The 17,722-nt window shown below is 63.7% G+C and carries 8 protein-coding genes; all 8 read right to left on the reverse strand.

The features are described 5' to 3' along the window. Positions 1-45 precede the first annotated feature (45 nt). Genes dpdD through dpdE form a run of 8 tightly spaced genes read right to left on the reverse strand, consistent with a single transcriptional unit; the run spans position 46 to position 17,721 of the window. Complete coding sequence (gene dpdD, locus OG453_RS07505) at positions 46-2,082, reverse strand: protein DpdD (RefSeq protein ID WP_266865739.1); 2,037 nt, start codon at positions 2,080-2,082, stop codon at positions 46-48. Beyond that, on the reverse strand, positions 2,079-2,597 hold the full coding sequence (dpdK, locus tag OG453_RS07510) for a phospholipase D-like domain-containing protein DpdK (protein ID WP_266865741.1): 519 nt from the start codon (positions 2,595-2,597) through the stop codon (positions 2,079-2,081). The genes dpdD and dpdK overlap by 4 nt, the downstream gene beginning before the upstream one ends. After that, positions 2,594-7,096 (reverse strand): protein DpdJ, encoded by a 4,503-nt coding sequence (dpdJ, locus tag OG453_RS07515; protein ID WP_266865743.1) that lies wholly within the window; start codon positions 7,094-7,096, stop codon positions 2,594-2,596. Before dpdJ ends, dpdK begins: the two co-directional genes overlap by 4 nt. After that, complete coding sequence (locus OG453_RS07520) at positions 7,093-7,779, reverse strand: hypothetical protein (RefSeq protein ID WP_266865745.1); 687 nt, start codon at positions 7,777-7,779, stop codon at positions 7,093-7,095. The genes dpdJ and OG453_RS07520 overlap by 4 nt, the downstream gene beginning before the upstream one ends. Next, positions 7,776-10,868 (reverse strand): protein DpdH, encoded by a 3,093-nt coding sequence (dpdH, locus tag OG453_RS07525; RefSeq protein ID WP_266865746.1) that lies wholly within the window; start codon positions 10,866-10,868, stop codon positions 7,776-7,778. Before dpdH ends, OG453_RS07520 begins: the two co-directional genes overlap by 4 nt. Next, the gene (gene dpdG, locus OG453_RS07530; protein ID WP_266865748.1) at positions 10,861-11,793 is read right to left on the reverse strand and encodes a protein DpdG; all 933 of its coding nucleotides are present in this window, start codon (positions 11,791-11,793) and stop codon (positions 10,861-10,863) included. Before dpdG ends, dpdH begins: the two co-directional genes overlap by 8 nt. After that, positions 11,793-14,396, reverse strand: a complete 2,604-nt coding sequence (gene dpdF / locus OG453_RS07535; protein WP_266865750.1) for a protein DpdF — start codon at positions 14,394-14,396, stop codon at positions 11,793-11,795. The genes dpdG and dpdF overlap by 1 nt, the downstream gene beginning before the upstream one ends. Then, positions 14,386-17,721: a protein DpdE gene (gene dpdE / locus OG453_RS07540; RefSeq protein WP_266865752.1), complete on the reverse strand. Its 3,336-nt coding sequence runs from the start codon at positions 17,719-17,721 to the stop codon at positions 14,386-14,388. The genes dpdF and dpdE overlap by 11 nt, the downstream gene beginning before the upstream one ends. Position 17,722: the final 1 nt, after the last annotated feature.

The raw sequence follows: 17,722 nt of genomic DNA on the forward strand, positions 1-17,722 counted from the left end.
CTATCTGGTGGTCTCCCCGAACGTATCGGGGAGACCACCAGCGCGTTAGCGGCCTACAGCAGCCGAGCGAAGACCGGCTACCGCTGCTCGCAGCATGGATGCCGAGCCGCTGCCGTCTGCGTAATGAATGTGCTCGGTACGGGCGTGCTGTGTGATGTAGCCGGTCGCGGCGTGCTTCGCGCAGCGCGTCGCGATAACGATCAAATCAGCGGAGCGTGCCTTCTGCCGAAGCTGAGTACTGCCGACGTAATCGCTAGCCTTTGCTGCGTCCACTGCGGGGGCAAGGTGCTTGATCTCCTCGGCGCAGCGCGTGAGTACGGCATCGTCCAGGGAGTACAGCAGCACCTTCATGGGTGGCAGGTCGGAGAGCGACAGTTCACGCTCGTCGTCGGTGCCGGCCCGTTCTTGCCAGGAGAAGCCGACGCCGAGTTCCCCTGAGAGGCGCTTGGCGAACGCCAAGTCGGCTTCGTTGAGCCGTCCTTGGTGCCGGCAGAGCGGCTCCAGTAGGTTGCATGCGAGCTTGGTGCGAGCGTCCTCGTCCGGGCATGCGACCAAGAACAGCCGGTCGACGAAGTCCAGCGCAATTGATGCCCGTTCAGGTGAGACCCATCGACTGCTGTAGGCGCCGATCTCATCGAGGAGTTCGGCGTAGGTGTGTGCCGAAGGGCCAGTTCGGAGCGCGATCTCTGTGAGGGCCTGGAGCGCGGCGAGGTCGCCGGGGCCGAACCGGTCGAACGCGACCGCGTTCCGGATAAATGCATGGGCGGTCAGACCTGCGGGAGCTACATATCCGTCGGCGTCAATGAACGCTCCAACCGCCCGCCAGGCCTCTTCAGCAGCTTGGTTCTCCAGCCCGTCCAGGAATCCGGCGAGGTCTGCATCATGAACTGCTGGTGGAGACCATGCAGTCCAACTGCGCTGTTCGACAGCCGACTTGCCTGCGCGGCTGCCCGCGGCTACCGCAGCGAGGAAGGCCGGCCAGGAGTCGATGGCTGGCAACGATTCCGACGCGTCGTCTTCAGCAACCTGCGGTACGGGCTCCGCAGCGGCAGGCGGCGTCGCCGCGCCGTCGCCTTCGGCCAGGACGCGTTGAGCGTCGTCCCAGATCAGTGAGGGCAGTTCGTCTACGCGGCCTTTGTTCTGTATGGCTTCGACGAGACGATGCAGCGCAGGTAGGTCCTCAAGGATGGTGGCCGCCATCAGAAGAACCGTGACGGCTTCTGTGCCGAGCTTGCCCGCGTCGGCATCCAGCAAGGCTGGGACGAACCGTCCCCGTTCTTCGAGCCTCGCCTGTGCCGATGGGAGGTCACCTTCTGCGAGGGGCTCCTCCAACGCCGCGTACACGGCGTTCAAGATCGCTTCCTTCACCGGGAGGGGAGGGTTCTGCCGGATGGCGTCGGGCAGTTCAGAGAGTTGGAGGATCTCCTCGCTGCGGCCCAGCCGGTCAAGCCGCTTGATTCTCAAGTTCGTGAGGTTGGCTGCGGTGACACCGCCAGCCGCTGCCAGGTGGTCAAGGACCACGTTCGAGGCGGCCTCGGCGCCCGCGGAGAGGGAAGCGTCGAACTCTGCGAGGAGCCGGCCGATCGGCTTGGACACTCGCCACATCCTGGGAGGACGGCGTGCCTCGGTCCTCTGCATCAACTCCAGTGCCCCGACCAGGTTCCGGCGGTGCTCGAGCGTGCGCCCCGTCTCCAGACGGAATGTGGTCCGATCACCCGCGAAGTCGCGGATGGCCTGCTCGACGGGATCATCAGGGTCCAGCCAGGCGGGCTGGATTCCGACCTGCTCGTCATACGCGATGTACGTCGGGCCAGCGAAGGCGCGGATCAACTCGGCTGTCTTGGCTCGCTCGCCAGGCTCCCGGGAAATGACGTACACGACGAAGCGATCACGGTCCGTATACACGCGCGGAAGGACCGTGGGTGCGTTGTCGCCGCGTCGAATAGCCTCGACGAACGGCAGCGTGCGGTCCTTGTGGCGGTAGTCGGGATCAAGATTGGGCCAGACGCCGTTTCCTGGGCCGAAGAAGCGGTGCAAGAACTCTTCGAGGGCTTCTCGCTGCTGATTCTGGGTCTGGGTCACGAGCCGCTCCTCCATCGCTGTGCCAGGTCCAGCCGCGCCTGGCCAGCATCCGGCCCGCCCACGTTGTAGTGGACCAACTCGTCGTTCTTCGCCATGCCGCGCACCGTGTAGTTCATCGACCCGGTGAGAATCCACTCCTGGCCACACAACGTCTTCTCGTGGACGTCGGGATCGCGCTGGACATGCACACCGTCCAGTTCTGGGGCCTCGATCCGACGCAGGAACGCATCGTTGTGAGGGTCCGGGCGCGTGACCACGTGGACGCGGGCACCGGCTTCAGCGATGCGCAGGAGTGTGTCTGACAGCCGCCAGCCGCTGGGCGGGACGTCACCGAAGAACGCGTCGTAAGTGCCGTAGCTGTTGTCGATGACCTGAACATCCGTGATCCATGGCGAGACCAACCACAAGTCGCTGCTCGGGTTGAGCATCTCCGCCATCAGGGCAGCGGACAGTATCGAGTCGATGCGCAGCCCTGTGCGAGCACCGGTGCGCACGGTTCTGGTCAGATCCTTCACTGGGTTGCCTCCCGCAACTCCACGCGTACGCGGAGCTCATCTCGATGCCTGGAGTAGCCACGGACCTCGCCATGGACGCGCATTACGTCACGGTCCACCGGTATTGCTGGCACTCGGATTAGGGCTTCTGCCAGGGCTTGCGACTGGCCTGCGGGACATACGAGTTCAGCGGCACCGCTGTCGGCCATGGCCTTCTCGTAGGCCGCGACCCAGTCGTTCGCCGTGACACGCACCCTGGGCAGACGGTCGTTGTGAGCCCTGCGCACGAGGAGGCGGTCCAGTACGGGGGCGTCGGCATAGGGCTGGTAGTGCTGGAGATCCTGTGTGCGAGCTTGTCGTCCGCGAGGCCAGAGCATGCTGAAGGCCTGGTCGGCCGTTAGTTGCTTGTTCCCGCCGATGTGCAGTTGCTTGTCGCCGACGGCGAAGGCAATGACGTTCGCGTCGACCTCAACACCGAGCCTCTTCTCCAGTTCCGCCCACGCGTCCACCATAGCGAGAGCCTGCGCGTCAGTGTCTGGTCCGGATCCCGGCCGGAGAAGGCGGGTCGACAATGCTGAAACCGCAGTGCGACGGGGCCGGCCGTCCAACTGCTCCCACGCGGCCAGGAGAGTGTTCAGGGCCTCCTGGCCCGCTTCGGCATCTTCGGCTCCTCGCAATGCGCGCATGGATTCTGCGGCATCTCCTCCAGGCTCTTCGGCCAGGTGACGGAGCAACTGGGTGAGTGTGGCGTCTACGTACTCGTAGTCGCTCGGGGCCAACGCACTGGTGACAAGCGCCCAGAATCGGCGAGGGTCCTCCCCGTAGAAGCGCACCAGGCTCTCTACAACGCCCAGGCCCCCTACGGAGGTCTCGCTGAGCCACACGACAGCAGGGTCGTTGCTGGTGGCACCAGGCGCCACGTCGACGATCAAGTCCCCGTCCTGTGAGTCGGGGCAGGCTCGCTGCGCGGCGACGAGGATCGCCGCGGCCACTGTGTCGCGATAGGCACGCTGAGCCAGGTCTTCAGTCCGGGAAGCGATGTCCGGATCGACGAGGTGTTCCGCCGCACGGTCAACGGCGGCGAGTACTCGTGCGTCGCGCAGCAAGTCCGTGAGCCCGTCGATCAGCCGCGCATTCTCGATGGCGTGGTCGGGGTCGCTGTTGTCGCGGTAGAGGACGCTCAGGATGCGTGCCAGTTCCCCAGTCCACGCGCCGTTTGCGAGTGATCCTCGGATTTCCGCGGGAGTACGAGACCCCTTGAGGCCTTCGAGCGCGAAGGCGGTGAGATAGACCTGGCCAAGCCATGCACGCTGGAACTTGTTCGCGACATCCTCAAGCGCCGGGTCCTCGGCGAAGGTGTACGAGAACGCGAGTGACCGCCACTTGGGAGACGACAGGTACTTCCTGACCGCAGGCTCCGAGGTGTTCAGGGGCCTGAGGAGGATCTGCGCAGCGTCGACACCCAGCCTGAAGCCGAGCGCAGCCGGTTTGCCGTGCAGTTCGTAGGAGATCCTGCGTGTCTCGACTTCCCCGCGCTCGAGCGCCACCTGGCAATTGGCGCCGATGGTCATGCGCCGCATCTCGATGGGATTGCCGGCCGCGTGTGTGGCGAAGCGGACGGCCTGCACGCGCTCGTGCCAGAGCGACGGGTTAGGAATGTCCGCCGGGGCCGGCGGCGCCTCCTCGGACACAACGATCTGAGTACCCCAGATGGGTAGGCCCTGAGAGCGGTCGGAGATTTCCTGGCCTGGTTGCTCCAGCTTCAACTGCGTGGGCCGGAAGACTTGAAGACCTTCCGGTGCGTGACCATCGGGGTGCCAGGTTCCCTCGGGATCGGCGTGCTGCACGATCTGGGTCAGCGGCAGCGCGTTGCTGCCGGCTGGCGGAACTGGGAGCCATGTGCGGTGCTCATCACGGCGGTGCCCGAATCGCCGGCTGACGCGCCCTGGTACGGCCTCACGTAGAGCCCTGGCGATCGGCAACTGCTCCAACGTGTCGTTCGTATTGAACGGCAGGAGCAGTTCGACCTCGGGCAGGTTCAGCGGCTCGAAAAGTGAGCGCGTAATGAACTCGGGGAGGAGGGAGCCTTCCTTCGCTCCCGGATCAATGCGCTGGAACGACCAGTCGCTGTGAAGCCGCCGCAGCGCGGTGGGCACGACGGACAGCAGCAGCGATCGCGGCTGCTCCCACAGCAGGGCCTGGACTTCGTCTGCGCTGATCTGCAGAGCCCTCCCCAGGTGCTGGGCAAGCTCGTCCTGCAGATCAGGCTTATCAAGGATCGCCTGCAGCAGCGAGGTCAGCATGTCGTGACCTTGCCGGTCCTCACTGCGCACCGCATGACCGGTAGGGGCTTTGAGGATCTTTCGGGGGTCGGCCCACAGCTTCTTGGAGCGCAGCTTGCGGCTCGTCCAGTCCAACAGGGCCTGGGTAGCTTGGATCTTGAGTACGAAACGGTTGCCGATCGGCAGGCTTCGTGCAGGTACCTGCGGCGCGAACAGCGTCTCGTACGCCTGATAGGCGAGTCGGTCCCGGCCGTAGTCCGAGAGCGTGACCACAGTGATCGGCCTTGTACCGCGCTCTCGGCCTGCGCGGCCGCGGCGCTGGATGAACGCGGCTGCATCACGGGGTGCCTTGTGCTGGAGCACCAGGCCCACGCGTGGGTCGTTGAAACCGACTTCCAGGGAAGCCGTCGCCACGGTCAGGTTCGCATCGTGATCGACCCCAACGTCCTGAGAGGACGTACGGCCGACATGCAGGTGGTGGAGTTGCAGGGTGGGGTCGAGGTCATGCCCGATCTTCTCGGCGATGTCCCACGACTGACCGTCCAGGTAGCGCGCAGCATGCTCGTTACGTTCTGAGGAACGCAGGCCCGCGAGCACGGGCCTGCGGCCGTTACGGCGGCCTGCCCGGTTCTGCCCACCCTCTGCATCACGCAGGTCGTTGTAGAACCGGTTGGTGACGTCCAGGTCATCCGTGAACAAGAAGCCCGTGGAGCCGTACAGGTATTGCCGCTTGTCCAGGTCGAGCATGCGGCCATGGAGCATGGCCGTTTGGATCGACGTAGACAGCAGGCTTGTTCCCGACACCGGATCGCCGCGGAGCGCCACTGCGTACTCCCGGCCCTCGAACGTCATGTCCTCGTCGGCTGGTTCAATCGGGTCGACATCCGCCGGACGAAGACCGACGAGTTGAGCGAAGAACTTGTCCGCGTCACGAAGGGTCGCAGAGAGACCGACGAACGTCATGGGGCGACGGGCAGCCTCACGCCAGCGGCGCAAGAGCAGTGCCACCTGCGCGCCGTGGAGACCGCTATAGGTGTGGACCTCATCGAGCAGGACCAGGGAGGGAGCAGACTTGCTGCCGCACCAGCCGAGCAGCCACTCCAAATAGCTGTCGCCGCTACAGCGGTTCAGCATCTCCGTAGTGGTGAACAGCAAATCGGGCGGGTTCTTCTTGAGGGATTCCCTAGTGAGCGCCAGACGCCCATCCTTCAAGGTGTAGCCGCACCTGGTGCTGGTGCAGGTCAACTGCTCACGACGTCGCTTGCGGTCCTCGTCGGTCCACTGGAGTTCCCCGGTGCCACAGTCTGGGCAGGGCAGATACGGGCATACGACGCCTTGGGGAGTGCGCTTCCAGGCAGTGGCGAGCCCTGAGTTCGGTTCCAGCCTCCGATCCTGGGCATTCCACGGGGTGTCCCCGTAGAGCGCACCCACTCGGATTGGACGTCGCCGCTTCTCGTGCAGCGCCTGCTCGACGTCGTCAACAGTCCGGATCGACTCTCGCAACTGGTCGCGCAGGAGCTCCTTGCGCGGATAGAGCGCCAGTGTATGAACGCGCTTTGCCTGACCGGGATGCGCGTGTTCCGCCATCGCCGCGAAGGCCGGCAAGTAGAACGACAGCGTCTTGCCGCTACCCGTACCGGCCCCGACGATGATCCCCTTGGACCTCTCAGAGCTGAGCGAGGCGAACACGGAGCGCGTGGCATCCAACTGGAAGCGAGCCAGCTTGCGGCCCTGCACCTGGGCTGCCGCCACATGCTCTTGCACCTCACCCCAGTGAGAAAGCTGAGCGAGTTCGTGGAGAGCGTCCGACGCCGGAATGTTTCGGTCTGGGTAGCGTCGCGGCGCTACATGTAGGCGATAGTCAGCGACGAGGCGCCGCTGATGCTGCCACCAGCCAGGCCGCTCCTCCTGCGCCCAGCCACCCCGGGCAAAGAGCTGTCGGAGCCCAGTCGTGAGCCTGAGCGACTCCGCCAAGCGGGTGCGATACCGCGGCGGCGACGTCACAGGCACCGGCACCTCGAACAGCAAGGCGCGGAGCAGAAACTCCTCCAGCACAGCGTCAGCTGACATGTTGGCCGGAGCCGCCTCGTGACTGTGCAAGAGACTGTCGATGGTCTCTATCACCTCAGCCTGGGAGAGGGCAGTCTCCGTGACACCCCAGGACAGCAAAGGTAGTTCGCGATCTTCCAGGTCATTCAGGAGTTCGTTCGCGAAGCCAACGTCGAGTTGCTCTGTCACGCGCCCGTCCTCTGCAAGGTGATGTGGATGTCCATCTCGAACTGACGCAGAAGCGCAATGTCGCTGTCTGTGATGTCGCGGAGAGTGGGGCTGGGTCGCTTCTCCAGCAACCTAAGAAGTTCCAATAGCTCGCTGGGGGGATCACTCTTGTCGTGCAGGGAATCCGCGAGGAGGGCGTACGTACTGGTGAAGAGGGTGACGTCCGACTTGGACAGGTTCTTGGTAGCCACCGCTTGCCGGAGTTCCTTCTCCCGGTTGCGTGCTGCCTCGCGTTCGTCGCGCGAAAGCATGGGGATCCGGGCCAGGGGAAGTTCAGCGACCTGTGCTGTGGACCAGGTGATCCATGCTGCACCGCTCTCATCCTTGAGATTGCCCGAGAGTTCCTGGACCTTCTTCCTGGCCGTGTTGAAGACTGTGTCACTGGGCAGCCCGTTAAGGGCCTTCCGCTCGAACGCGGTGCGCGCGGTGTCGATGCCTGACAGATCCGGTTTGTGTGTCGCACCCAACCCTGCGAGTTGGTGGCTCAGTTCAACTTGGGCCCTGAGCTCTGTCAGCGCCGAGCGGAGTTCCTTCGAGCGGCTCAGAACCCGAGCCGCCTCCTTCTCCCCGACAGCGCCTGCAGCGATCTGGCGGGCACGGTTTTGCAGCTGTACGGCCTTGTCATACACCGACAAGTTGGTCACCAGTCCTCCCCGTCGTCATCGGCGGACGGGGCAGCCGTGAGCGCCTGCCACTCCACACAGATTTGCCCCACGTCTTCTGCAGCACTGTCACCGGCTGAGCCACTAGACCGGGACTCGGCGCTGGCGAGAGCAGCGTCCAGCCACTCGTCGCTTGCAACGAGTAGTTGCTGAATCGCCATCAAGGAGTCGCCGCGTTCCTCGACGGCGGCGATCACGCGAGCGTTGTGACGCGAGGTGGCGTCGCGTGTCTCGTCGGCTGCCTTGGCCAAGTCGTCCTCGAGGGCGGAGATGGTCTGCCATGTTGCGCCCCCTCCACGTTGCAGTAGCGTCTCAAATTGGCGTGTCTGCTCAGCGGTCAGAGGTAGTCCCACTTCGCGGGCGGCGTTCAGCGCATCGCGCATCGCGGCCATGGTCTGGACGCCGGTGGTGCCTCGGGGGTGACGTCCCCGGATCGAGGCGAGCAATTCCTCGTGGCGGGCGAGTTGCTCCTCGATCAGGGATGGCCAGGATGCAAATCCGGTAACCGCCCGCCGAACCCACTTCGGGAGCTCCGCTACTTCGGCGCCCCAATTCCACGAGGAAGTTGCCTTGTTGAGCAATGGGAGTACTCGTGCGGCATCAACCATGTTCACGCCGCCGAGACCTTGCGCGATCCCCACGGCATGCTGGAGTTGGTTCACGAGTTCTGGCCGTGCCTTGAGATGGCTCCCAAGCGCGTCCACCCACTTCACAGTACGCAGCGGGCTGTCCCCTCGGCGCCACTCTTGGCCATCGTCGAGGGCGGCTGCAATGAGTTGAGCCGCGGGCATGCCTGGTCGTGCTCGGCCTGCCAGTGCCGCCCCGAGCAAAGACGCTCGGAATCCGATGACCAGGTGGTCATCGGAGACCTCCATGTGCCGCTGCAGCCGTGAGGTGAGGTCAGGTTGATGCTTGTCTGCCAGCGTGGCCAACCTGCGAATGTCTTCGGCCCGCGCTGGCAGGTTTCGTTCTGCCCTCAGCAAGCTGTCGAAGAACCAACTGTCCTTAGGCCGGCGGGAGAACGTGATGGGCGCGTTCTCGACCCCGGGTAGGTTCTCCTTTGCGCCCTCGATTGAAACGACCGTTGCCTTGGGCGGCCAGGCCGCCCTCCTGATGTCGGTAACGGCCTGCTCCCGCATCAGCGGTGAGTTCCACAGGTATCGCTGCACCACAGCGGTTGAAACGGCGCTTCGGATCTTGTTGGCGGTTGCTGTGTCCAGCCCTCCATCACGGGTAAGCCACTCGTCAACCGTCTCCAGCATTCGCTGGACTCCGGTGGGGAGTTCGTCTCGCTTGGCCGGCGTGGCTTCAGGCCTCGATGCGCTGGTTCCAGTCTGCCCCGGAGCAGTTGCTGGGGCAGATCGACCAGGTTGGTGCCCGCCGTCCAGCGGCTGTAGCGCGAAGGCATCCAAAATGGTGGGGTGGAGGCTGTTGGCGTGCTCGGGAGCGTCTCCCCAGAACTCGAGAACGAGGTTACGTCGCTCCATCGAGTCTGGGTTGTGATCGTTCTCGGCCACGAAGTTTCGTACATCACGGCTGAGGGGCTTGTCGACCTTGGTTGGTCGGAACCGCTGCCTGAAACTGGGGTCAGGGAATTCCCCTTGCCGAATGGCGCCTGAGTGTTCAGTCAAGACTGGCCGCACGACACTCCCCAGCACGGTGCGCGGGTTGAAGGACCAGGGCTTTTCCTGCGGTGCGGTCGAGTGAACGGCCCGCACCAGAGCAGACTCGTTGAACGGGTATAGGCCGTAACCGTCTGCGGTCGCTCCGAAGGCCTCATGGCACTCTGCCCGCAGGGGGCAATTTGTGCACTTGTTGGGGATGTCGTTCTTGGCGCGCTCCAATGCTTCGCGGCCGACGCGTCCAGCGTTCAGATAGCGGCCAACGAACGAGGCGATCTCTGAGCGCCCCGGCTCCGCTGCGCTGAAGGGGACATCCAGGTGGTAGACGTAGCCGGTGGCGGCCTGCAGGCGGGTCAGGGCTGTCTCTGGCAAGGACTGGAAGTATCCCGTGGTCACAGCCATGAGGCTGCGGATGGGGGCGAGAGTCGTCTTCCCCTCACGGTTGGCGGCTTCCACCACGGCGTCAAGGAGGTCCCGTTGGACACCTTGGATGAGGGCGAAGTCCTCGATCAGCAGAACGATCTCTTTGCCCTGTCGGTGGTACTCCTCCCGCACCTGCTTCATGGCGTCAAGGAGCCGGCCAGCGCCCAGATTGGCAGCACTCTTGATGGCAGCTTCAAGGTGGCTATTGAGCAGGTCTACCGCGATGGATTGAAGGTCGCCTCGGGTGCTGATGGTGCCGAGCAGCTTCTGGGCCATACCCGATGCGGATTGGATGTCGCGGATGTCTAGCGGGAGGTCACTGACACTGAAGCCTTCGGGGCGGTCCGTCTGCCCGGCCTGGCGATTATGAATGAGCTGGTGGGCCAGTTCCGGAACAAACTTCCCCGGCGCGAGCAGCTCGGCGCGGACATGAGGGTCGAGGAGGAGTGCAGCCAACTTGCCGGGGCCCACGAGCATGCGAGCCAGAGGTCGCGACTCTGTATTGGGTGAGGTCGCTTCGAGTGCCTCGCTTAGCTCATTGAGGATGCGCCTCGCCAAGGACTCCTCGTCGATGTCCTCAGTGAACCTGTTGATGTCTTCTTTGAGCTGGGCCAGGTCACTGCTCTCTGCTTTCGCGATGAGCGTGCTGATGACCGCCTTGAGGCTGGTCTTGGACTTCTCGAGGTAGATGACCTCGCGCTCGTCAGCCCCTTCGGCCATCGACGCAAGTCGCTCACGTACCCATCGGACCAGGTGCGACTTGCCCGAGCCTGAGTCGCCAACGATCGGCATGAGCAAGGCGCCGCTGTCCGGGCGGAGCGCCATGAAGTCTTGGAGTACTTCCTCCTCGTTGATCGCCTCACCTTCGAGGAGGAGTTGCCTCTCATCCATGATCCGGGCTCGTTTGATGCGCAGCGGGGCATGGGTAGCCAGGAAGACTTCCCTGGATGGGCTGACCGCCTCGGTGTTGATGGTGGCGGCGGCCACTGCTGGCTCCCAGCAGAGCATTCCGCGGAAGTCAGCCATGGTCGGCCTCCAAGATGGTGATATCGCTGACGGGCCGAGGGCTGGCCGGCCGATCTGGATCGTGCACGTGAAGGATCTGCCGGGCGTCATCGTCGTGGTCCAGGCGGATCCACTTCTCATCGTCGCCGCGGAGCAAGGCGAAGGAGAGAGCCGTGCCTGCCACGTTCTCACCAGGGGTGGGGATCCCGACCGAGAGTGAATGCGAGCCCCCCGGCAGTACAGGCAGGTTCTCGCGCAAAACCTGCAAGGCCTCAACGGCGTTGATGCGCTGTCCCGGTTGCCATAGACCGCTCACTGTGTGCTTCACAGCCACGGTGCAGTCGGGTACCAGTGGGCTGACACCCTCAGTGCGAAAGAGCGGGGCAGCAGCGAAGCCCAGTGCGGGTGCCCAATGGCCAAAACGGTTCCACCGCGTGGCGTTGGTGAAGAGGTTACGGATCTCCGGCCGAAGGAGCTTTCGGTCTTTTCCGTCCGGTTTATCCACGAGATCCTGTGCGGTGAGCCAGTCGATTGCGGGCTCCATAGGATCGTGCATCAGGAACCAGGCAAGCGCACGTGTCAAGTCACGGGGGCCGGTGATTTCGTTGTCAGCTCCCAACTCCTTGTTGAATTCGGCATCGAGGACCGCTCGGCGCAGGATGTAGGTGTAGGTATGAAGGTCATCACTGTTGGCTAGACCCTTGGCTTCGCTGGCAAGGGACAACTCCTTGCTTTCCTTGTCAACGTGCACCAAGCCCAAGTCTTGGAGGGAGCTGAGTGCACTGTCGAAAGGCGGCCTTGGCTTCGCCTCGTCGGCTCCCAGAGGCGGAGGACTGAGCAACGCCCGCGCCTCGTCAAGAGCAATGCTCTTCCCGAGGTAGGTGAGGAGACGCACCACAGCCCACGTCTGTGACGGAATGGCTGCCTCTACGTTCAGGAGCGTCATCAGAGTTCCTCCAAAGCGCGGCGGATCGACAGGTTTGCCGGATGGACATCCACGAGCGGCGTACCTGGACGGTCCGGATGATGCATGGTCCGGGGATGGATCAAGTAGGTCGGCACATCCCACGCGAAGCGCGTCGCAACCTCTGGTCCCAGACTCGCTGTATGAGGAGCCACCATCCAGACCACTGGCCCACGCCAGTTCTCCAGTAGGGCGCCGTCGTCGTCAATGATCACGGTCCGAGTCCGCGCTGTTGTCTGCAGTTGGCCCATGAGGCGGACATCCATGCCTGGCCCTCCGACCACGACCGCTCCGCGGCGAACCAAACTCTCCACCAAACGACCAGCAAGGGCGTGATCATCGGCATCCCGCCACCACAGGCTCAAGCAGTGGCGATCTCCGAAGTACTCGGTCAGAGGCAGACGCCTGTGGTTCTCAACGGCTGGCAACAGAGGGCGTGGCTCCCCTGCGAGTCGATAGAAGCCAGTGGGAGTCAGTTGGGATGTGGCCCGGCAGTGAGGGCAGCCTCGACAGGTGATCCCCGTACGGCGATGCCCTCCGCTGTGGGGGATGCGGTAGTACGCCCCCAGGACATCGCCGATGCATTGATTGCCTCTCAGCGCGGCCTTGAGTTCGCGCAGTGCTGATGTTCGACCCTGTAGCAGCTTTTGCCGCTCATCCTCGAAACGGGCATAGAAGTGACCCTTGCTTCTGGCCTGAGAATCGAGGAGCTCAACTTCTGCGTAGTCATTGGCTGTTACGTAGTACTGCTCTAGGCGCGCCGTCCAATCAACGTCGTGCTCGCCCGTCGCCCTTGTCGGTCGCTGTGGTGGATGAACGGCCACGAGACCGGCACGCACCATGAGGTTGAGGATCCGAATGTTCCATTGCCGGTTCTGTTGGAAGCCCTCATTCATGTCAGGAGGGAAGGAGTCGAGGCTGACACGGTGGTGGTTGTGAACCATGGTCCTGTCATGGAACATCGCTTCCCACCGCTGCCAAGCGCGAGGGGCACCGATGACCACCTCGTCGCTCATGTAATCGGCAATCTCTTCGTCCCCGCGCGTAGTAGCTAGATACGCGATTGAAGGGCTGCCGTCACGTCCCGCTCGGCCGACCTCTTGGTAGTAGCGATCCACTGTTTCAGGTAGGCATGCATGCACGATTGTCTTGACATCGTCGAGGTCAACGCCCAGGCCGAATGCTGAGGTGCCAACGACGATGTCGTATTGAGTCGCCTTCTTGGCGCCTTCCCCTGTCCTACCGCTCCAGCCTTCCAAGGCTTGGCGGCGCTCAGGTTCAGTGGAGTCACCGGTTACGTGAGCTACCCGGTGCAGTCCGTGAGCGTGCAGCCGGCCTGCCCACTCCTGAGCATGTTCTACTTTGGTCGTGTAGACGATCATGGGCTTCGGCAGGTACGAGACGGCTTCGAGGACTGCTGCTTCCCGGGCCTTCTCGCTGCGGCAGGTGTCGATGTAATAGCTCGGCTCATGGCGAAGTTGGGACGCCCACACGATCCTCGCCCGTTGTGGAGAAGCGAACAGCACGTCCAGGGTCTCTACCTGCTGGGCTGTGAGCGTTGCACTCATCGCAACAGTGATGGGCTGGCGACCCGGCGGGGCCTTGCTGAGCCAGATGCGACGGTGGCTTGCCATCGTTTGAAATTCGGTGCGGAAGCTGTTGCCCCATTGCTCGACAAGGTGCGCCTCGTCGATAACGAAGTACTGGAGCAAGCCTGCCTCGGCCGCGTCCTCCAACGGCTTCTTCAAGCTCCCCATGAGCGACTCAGGGGATGTGAAGACAAGCCTCTGACGGCCTGCAGCGATGTCCTCCCTCATCGTCCGTTGAGTTTCGAGTGGGAGCCCGCTGGTATATGCGTATCGGCCCGTGGGACTGTGATTGCCCTGCTGCTCGACGATCTCGAAGGTGCGTCGCTCCAAATCTGCAGCGAGAACACTAGTCGGGACTACGACCACGGATACGCCGCTACCCGTGCTCGACAGGAGGGCGGGCGCCATTGCCACCGCCGTCTTGCCGTGCCCGGTTGGAAGGCAGATGATCGTGGTGCTCCCTGGCTCAGCAAGAGCCACAGCCCTGGCAGCTTGCCGTTGCCCAGTCGACACATAGTGACCGTGATCTCCGCCGAGGGCGGCTGTGAAGAATGGATCGGCTGGATACGACTCCAGTTTGCGACGGTGCGGCGAGTCCAGACCGAGATGGATCTGGCGAAGATCCTCTTGAGCCGCACTGTGGGACACGTCGCCGGTGACCGGCGGATGCCATGGCAGGGCCGTCACATACAAGTGCGAGCCGCCGTTGCGCAGCCCAGTCTGGCAGCGCATCTCCTCCCACTGCTCACGAGAGGGCAAGCGCGGAAGGAGAGGCACGGTAAAGCCGGTCGTGTTCTCTCGAGCTTGCGCTTCAAGGAGGATCTGTCGAGTCAGTGAGGCGATGTCGCGCCACCCGCTGAGTTCGCCGGCCAAGGCATCACGAAGCCTGCGCAGCGTCCCCCTCGCATCGGGGTCCTCAGGTAGCTGCTGAAGGTCACGGTGCTCTGACAGAAACTTGAAGAGAGTGCTAGCACCGGTCCAAGCGTCAGTTGCCACGACGGACCCTCCTGAGCCCCGTCTTCAGCAGGCATGTTGCGGATACGAGCTGAATCCTCGGATCGCTCAGGCCCTGCACCAGCGCCTCCGTGATGGCGACGTCGACCCGGTAGCTCTCTCCGTCTCCCAGGAGCCGACCTGCTGCTCGGCGGGCTTCCGCCTGCACTCGCATTACGGTGAGGCGCTCCCGGCCCAGTTTTTGGGCTTGCTCGCACTTTTTGGCCAGATCGGTTACGTGTCGGAGCTCCGCTCGGGCGATGGTCTCCGCGCCACGAGCAGATGCTTCATAGCCAGGCTGCCCGTCGAACAGGTCCATCAACTCGTGGATGTTTCCAGGGTTGTAATTGTGGTCCCCAGCACCGTAGGGGGCATCGAGCCAGGCCCGGGTGGCTCCGTCGGGCAGCGCCTCGGAGGCCCCAGCCGGCACCCAGACCTTCAGCGTGAAAGACGGGAGGAGTTGCTCAGCCTGGCGCCTCAATGCCTCCTCCGCGTCACGGGGGTTGGCCACGAGAGGCAGCGCCAGCTTGAGCGCCGAGGCGATATCGGCTTCGACGACAAAGTCGAATCCGAAGTAGGGCTCCGGCTCCCCGCGGTAGCTGGCATCAGCGCGCCAGAAGGCTGTCGCCTGGCCGCGGTCGTCGCACCAAACGACGTTCGCGAGCGTGTCGACGAGCGGGTTCCCGATGCGGAACAGGCGAGTGCCGGGCGCCTTCAGGGCTTCGGACCGGCTGAAGGTGCCCGTGGCGGTCTCCGCTGTGAGGCTCTTGCGGTCGTAGAGATGCGGAGAGATGAGGGTCCGTGACCTGATGTCGAACACCTCGCACATGACGCCGTTCAACTTGCGCTCGGTGTGGCGCAGTTTGATTCCCAGAGAGCCATCGCGCCCGGTGAACCCGAGCATGGCCGCACGCGTAGAGCCCCAGTCGGCTTCGAACGTTGCGAGTTGCTCGGCGAAGTCGATGTCGTGGGGGGACGCGTCAAAGACCGTCTCGAGAGTGTCCATCTTGTCGATCTCGCGGCGAGCCTTGTCGAGCTGCTCCTGGACGGTCTCGGTGAAATCGACCAGTCCTTCGGGCCCGTGCTCAAGTGCTTGCGCCCAGACATCAGCAAGCCCCTGCGCGATGGCGTCCTGCAGCGTGGACACCGACTCATTCTCAGCAAAGACCCGGTACCCATGGATGAGCAACGACAGCCATGCCTCGGTGTGGGCCTCGGCGTCCGTGAGTACGAACTGGTTCGGCTTCTGACGCTGCTCGCGGGATTCGACGTAGCGGTCCGTGCGACCGATGCGCTGCTCGAGTTGGTTGGGCGACCACGGCAGCCGCACGTGGATCACCCGCTGGGCAACCTGGAGGTTCAGGCCATCCTCCGCGGAATCGTCCGTGATGAGCACGGCAGCCCCATCCTTGGCGGCGTGCCCTCGCCATGCCGTGATGGCATCTTCAGACGCTTCAGACCCCGCGCTACGGGTGTGCTCGAAGAAGGCGACCTTTGGGAATCGTGTGCGCAGGCGTTCGGTGAGTTTCGATGCGAGTGTTCCTGGGCCGCAGAAGGCGATGGTGCGTCCGCGCCTGCTCAGTGCTGGCAGGAGGGTAGTGATGAGGTCGTCGATTTCGGTGGCCCAGTGACCCTCTGCGATCTGTGATTCAAGGCTTTGCAGACTCTCGGACTCGTGGGGTGCGACGGGTGGGTTCGCGAGGTGGTCCCGCTCGCGGGAGCTCAGGCCAGCACGCTGAGCGGCGTCTTCGTCACGATGGACCCGCCATCGAAGTGCGTCGAGATAGTCGGCGGATGTGCCACCGAGTCGGGACGCGAGCACAGCGAGTGCGAGGGCGTAGGAGTCGCGCTCACGATCAAGGCCCTCATCGAGGAGGTGCCCCCACAACTGTGTCTGCCACTCCAAGAGGTTGTCCGCGGCTGGGCCGTACGACTCGGCTGACAGCCGAGTCGGCTCGGTGCGGCCGCGTACTTCGTATGGGATGCCGGCTGAATCGTCGTTGCGGTTCAGTACACGTGACCTGCGGTGCCTGATGACGCGGCGGTGGAGTCGGTAGGTCTCGCTGATGTGCGCCCGGAGCTCTGTGACTCGTGTTGTGAGTTCTTGCAACTCTGTTCCGTCGCGGAGGTCCCCCTCGGGGTCGAGGAGACCGAGCACGTGGGCCGCAAGCTCGTCGAAGCGCGTGTCTTCCGGGGGCAGCATCGCCTTGATGATGTCGATGGTGGAAGGCAGAAGCGGGTGGAAGTCCGCGTTGAGACCAAGGACGTGGTTTGCCAACTCGGCCCGGTCGTTGTACCGCTGGGCGAATCGTTCTAGGTCACTCCACTTGTACATATCGGCATCAAGCAGGTGCAGGAGCCCCAGGTGCGTGGTGTGGCTCGAAGTGACTGGCGTGGCGGACAGCAGCAGGAGCTTCGATGCGGAGTGGGCCAGTTCGCACAGTGCCCGGTAGGTCGGGTCCGTGTTATCGCGGTCTTGGACCAGTTGGTGGGCTTCGTCGACTACGACGAGATCACTATCGTGGTGGCGCTCCCAGACTTCGGGGCTGTCGTGCGAGATGACCTTTACACGCGGACGGAAGTCATCGGTGAAGAACTTCGTACGCAGTTCGGCCAACCACTGGAGACGCAGCGCATCGGGGACGAGGAAGACGACGCGTGCCTGCGGGTTATCAATCAGAGTCTGTAGGCCCACGTACCCAGCCTCGATTGTCTTGCCGAGCCCTACTTCGTCCGCTAGGAGATACCGCTGGACCGGGTCCGAGAGCACGGTCAGCGCGGCGCGGACTTGATGTGGGTAGATTTCGGCGGCGGCTGCCAGGAAGGCCGGGGTGCTGGCGCTTGCTGCGCGCTGAGCGACCAGGTTGTGCAGCAGGGGGATGCGTGCGTTGTAGAGGTGCCCGGATTCGTTGCCGCCGACAACTAGAACCTGGATTGGGTCGCCTACTGGCTTGTTCCAGCGCACCCGGAGGTCGGCCTCGTAGACTAGATCGTCCAGTTCGGAGTTGGGGTATCGCACGGAATAGTCGTGCGGGGCAGGAGCCCTTCCCACTACGCGGCCATTCTTCCACTCACCGGTGCTGCGGTCGTAGTGGGAGACGCGAGTCTCCGGTTCCAGGCGCACGCGTCGGCAAGCTATTGCGGGCACGGTCTGTGAACCGACTGTGTGCTCGGCCCTGGACTCGAAGAAGTCCACGCGCAGCGAGCCGTCGGTGATCGCGCCTACCCGTCCGATTCCAGGACCTCCCTGGAACTCGACGAGGTGTCCGACTGCGAAGCCCGAAGACATCTTCTGGTCGCCCCCACCTGCTCGTATGACAGTGCTCATG

This window comes from Streptomyces sp. NBC_01381 (assembly GCF_026340305.1).
Lineage (GTDB): Bacteria > Actinomycetota > Actinomycetes > Streptomycetales > Streptomycetaceae > Streptomyces.